The following is a 4,287-nucleotide window of genomic DNA, read 5'->3' as shown; positions in this document are numbered from 1 at the left end:
GTCTTCAATTGTTTGACTTGGATGAAAACGTAGATAATTATGTTCTTTAGAATGTTGAATTATCATTTTTTTACATGACTCTATGTAAAAATCCCTTTCTACGATTTTATTTTGTACAAACCCATCGAAAATAAAAACACAAGTTCCTTCTTCAATAGTTATATCTACTTCTACTTTAGGCCATTTTATAATATGATTGTTAGATGGCAAGTATTTGAAAAATTGATCGGATGTAGCGTAAGAATTTATTTGAGTGTTTTTATAGAGCTTCCCTTCTACATACCACCCATGTGGCATCCAAATCCTGGATGTTCGAAGGAATAACTTGTTTATAAAAAACGATGTTATTGTTTCATATAAAGACAATTTTATTCTATATGCGTTTTTGAATGGTATACCGCCTTCTTGAATATAATTGCCACTATGACACAATTGTGAAGTATAAAAAGATTGAAATAAAGGATGTGAAAAATGAGGCGCAAATAAAATGAATTGATCTTTTATTTTTTCCTGTATAAAATTATCAATGTCATTAATATAAGCCTTTCTGATAGCTTCATTTCGCCAAACTTGTGGTAATGCATATTTGTCCTCTATATCAGATATGTCGTATGTTCTACACTCTAATCGGATTAATTTAGAAGAAAAATGCCTCATTGTAATAAGAATGACATTATCTTTCTTGAGCTTTAGAAAAACTATAGTTCCTATTGCCGTTAAAAATGTTGTATGCGAATTTATTATAAATACGTTTTTCATCTCAATTTGTAAGTTTCAATTATTTGTTTTCAGAATGATCAATTTACCCTGACCAGCCTATGTCCATGCCCTCAATTATATAAGCATTTTGAGCTTAAAGCCAATGTGCTGCTTGTGAACCTACCATGTGTCGAATAAAGACTTAAAGATAATACCAATAAAGTACTTGTTATTCAAATGTACAGTTTCTTTGCTACAAAATCACGACACTCTGCAGATTCTATCACGCATGGTCTTGTAATCTTAATTGCTTTCATATTAATTTATCAATTGCTTTATTTGAATAATCATTAACATCCTTGATGTATTGAGAACATCTCAACTGCTGAGATTCAAATATTTTATTGCCTTCTCTTTCAATTCGTTTAAAAATCTCTACGAAATCGGATGAACTTTCCCCGATAAAGGTCGGAATATCTTTGTTGTCATATAATCCTTCACTACTATGCTTGGATGTAATAACAAGTTTACCATATGAGATAGCCTCAATCGTTTTAATTTTCAAACCTGTTCCTTTCAATGTAGGATTAACTACAATATTTCCCTGTTCATAGAAATCTTCTAAGTTGTCAACCATCCCTAAAATTTTGATATTCGGATGGTTTGAATATTCTCTCACGGAGTCTGAAATCTTTCCTCCTATAATAAGAGTATATTGGGAAGACAAAGATACAATTTGTGGAAATATGCTATCTATAAACCATACTAAACCCTCCTTGTTCAGATGATTGTTACTTGCTATATATAGTATATTTTTATTGTTTACTATCTCTTGCTTCGTAAACGTAAGTGGCGGGTAAACTGTGATGCAAGGAATATGGGGAGCAAGGTACCGAAAGAACTGACTCTCATTCTCTTGGATAGACATAATCATATTACTTCTTCGCAAATATTTTTGCTCTAAACTTGGTGTCATTGACAAATCTTGAATACCAAGTCTTTCAAATTTATTGGTAAAACAATCATGAGTTGCAATAACTCTTTTCTTTGCATTTGAAAGCGTTAAAGCTTTTGATAACCAATAATAATTTACTATGACTGTATCAGGGTCAATTTCATTCTCTATATTACGAATTTGATTATTGATACCGTATTTGACAAATAAATAGTCGAGCATCACTCTCTTTAATATTTTCTTACAGAAATATTTCAAACAACGTCCCAAGAATACGTCATATCCCGAAAGATATATATAGAAAGCCTTGCTTCCCCAAGCTTCAGAAGTCTGTAACTCTTCTTCCTTGTTTTGTTTACCAATATACAAAAAATACACTTCAGCCCCTTTTTCTTGGAGTGCTTTACAATAATCTAAAATGTATTTCTTGTTGCCTACATTGGTAGGATGGGAATAAACATGTGAAATTACTAATATTTTTTTCATTGCTACTGCCTTTTTGTTGACAAGATAATATTATTGTACATATTATACATTACGAAGAAGAGTTCTTATGATGGTCTTAATGTCCAAATTATACTTCTTTCGGACGAGCAACCATTTAAATACTACAAATTTGTTTCTCCTGACGGAAGGTGCTATAGTACCCTCTTGTTTATGACTGAGATAATAACCCCATTTATTTCTTATTTCTTGTACTATCAATTTGTCTGTATAATCCTGTGGAGGATTGGATTCTAAAAAAGTTCTTATCCATTTCATTACATCCATCAAAGCAACCAGCTTCTCTTCTTCATTCCCTGATTTTGTGATGGTAAAACGGTTGACTCGATACTCAAAAACTGCTTCAAAAGTGTTTGCTACTCCCTCTTTTCCGCATGCTATGAAAGCAGAAATCTCATCAGACCCCCAAGCATACGGTAACTTATAGTATCCCCCGCATTCTCTCAGTTTTTCTGTCTTAATACACACGTCGCCTATATATTGTGACCGCCCTTTTAAACGTCGCCAGACGAAAGTATATATACTTTCTAATTCCATTCTTTCTGAAGTGATGGATATCTGGTCTCCCTGTTCGTCAATTTTAACAGTTCTACCATGTACGATATTTACAGCAGGATATTTCTTTATCAAGTTATCGTATTCTTTTAAGCAGTTCGGCAGCAATCTGTCATCGTCCCCCATACAGATAATATAATCACCTTCCGCATACGTCAAGCAAATATTCCAATTATCAACGACATCTCTTGCACCACAGTTTTTTGTATTTCGATAATATCTTAATCTTTTATCGTCAAACTTCCTCACCACACTTAGCAAGTCTTCAGGTGATGCATCGTCAACAATAACTATTTCAAAATCTTGATAGGATTGATTAAGACAACTTTGGATTGCCTCATATAAATACTTTTGCTTGTAAGCAGGAATCGCTATAGTAAATTTCATATTCAAACAGCGTTATTAATTATTTTTCTTGAATTACTTATATATAAGTCTGATATATACAAAACGACACACCAGATTAACGTTTGGGTTAAGTTTGAAGCATAAGAAGGCATCATATAACAAATACACAGACACCCAAATACATAACCTCTTATATAAATAGGTATTAGTTTTTTAAATTTGGACAATAAATTATATGCCAATTTAAAGTATATTAATACCCATATAATTCCGTAAGTATACACTTGCCCTAAAACCCCTAAGTCATTCCACCAATACCCTAAGCCAAATCCCCACTCCCATAACGCTTCGTCATAACCATGCCCGATAAAAAACAAGATAGGATTGGATACAGCTTGTGACCAGATGAACGGCAAGCAATTAATACGAGCTGAGCTGCTGTATTCTATATCGGATTCTTTTGAGTCAAAGAGATTTGCAAAAAGAGCATCTGAATATGTGATTAATCCTGCACATGCAATTGTTACTAATATAGCTATGGCAAATTTGGATTTAATCTGTTTTCTTTGCGATAGGTAAATGTATATGGCACATATAAACATACATATCATAAACATTCGTGTCAACATTAAATACAAAGATGCAGCAAATATGCAGACTAATAATATATATGTATATTTAAACTTAGAAAGCATTTTAGAAAAATAGTAACTGAATAATAAAAGGGGTAATTGTGCAGTGATTAATTTGAAACGATATAATCCATTGCGCATACTTACAATAAAATTGTCACCAACACCTGTTTCTTCTTTCATTTTTTCTGTAAAAACGCCAAAGATTGCCATTTGCGGATTCAATTGCTGGAAAACTTGAATGATGAAAACAATTATTCCTACACAAGTAATCCCTTTTAACAGAATATCTTCGCTCATCTTTGTATAATGGAACAATATATAACAACAGAATACGAATGCCACAAAAAGATTTGTCTCTAAACTTCTGCCATAATTTGCTCCAAACACAACGATTTGAAGTGTAAAAGTAAACAAACAAGCTGCTATGAAATACAAAACCATTCTCCGATTATACATTACACTAGTTCTTTTTGTCTTATTATATACAAACAAAGAAACTATTGGTAACAAAAACAATAGAGAATATCTTATATTTTTCAAAATTGGGAATGTTTCCCAACCTATAAAATTAAAGATATTAGTCAATAGAAT

4 protein-coding genes are annotated in these 4,287 nt (G+C 32.1%); all 4 read right to left on the bottom strand.

Annotation, left to right across the window (positions count from 1 at the left end; genetic code table 11):
- The coding region (locus CIK98_RS11955; protein WP_094384528.1) for a hypothetical protein at positions 1-759 on the bottom strand (759 nt) is incomplete at its 3' end.
- A 253-nt stretch (positions 760-1,012) separates the two neighbouring features.
- Positions 1,013-2,140 carry a glycosyltransferase gene (locus tag CIK98_RS11950; protein ID WP_094384526.1) on the bottom strand — a complete coding sequence of 376 codons (1,128 nt, stop codon included), beginning with the start codon at positions 2,138-2,140 and terminating at the stop codon, positions 1,013-1,015.
- A 42-nt stretch (positions 2,141-2,182) separates the two neighbouring features.
- A complete protein-coding gene (locus CIK98_RS11945) occupies positions 2,183-3,100 on the bottom strand; it encodes a glycosyltransferase family 2 protein (protein WP_094384524.1) in 918 nt (305 codons plus the stop codon).
- Between the two features lie 2 nt (positions 3,101-3,102).
- The coding region (locus tag CIK98_RS11940) for a hypothetical protein (protein ID WP_216358975.1) at positions 3,103-4,287 on the bottom strand (1,185 nt) is incomplete at its 5' end.

The sequence above is a fragment of the Prevotella sp. P2-180 genome, assembly GCF_002251435.1.
Classification (GTDB): domain Bacteria; phylum Bacteroidota; class Bacteroidia; order Bacteroidales; family Bacteroidaceae; genus Prevotella.
The sequence above is the reverse complement of the archived record's forward strand: the minus strand, read 5'-3'. Positions and strand labels throughout refer to the sequence as shown.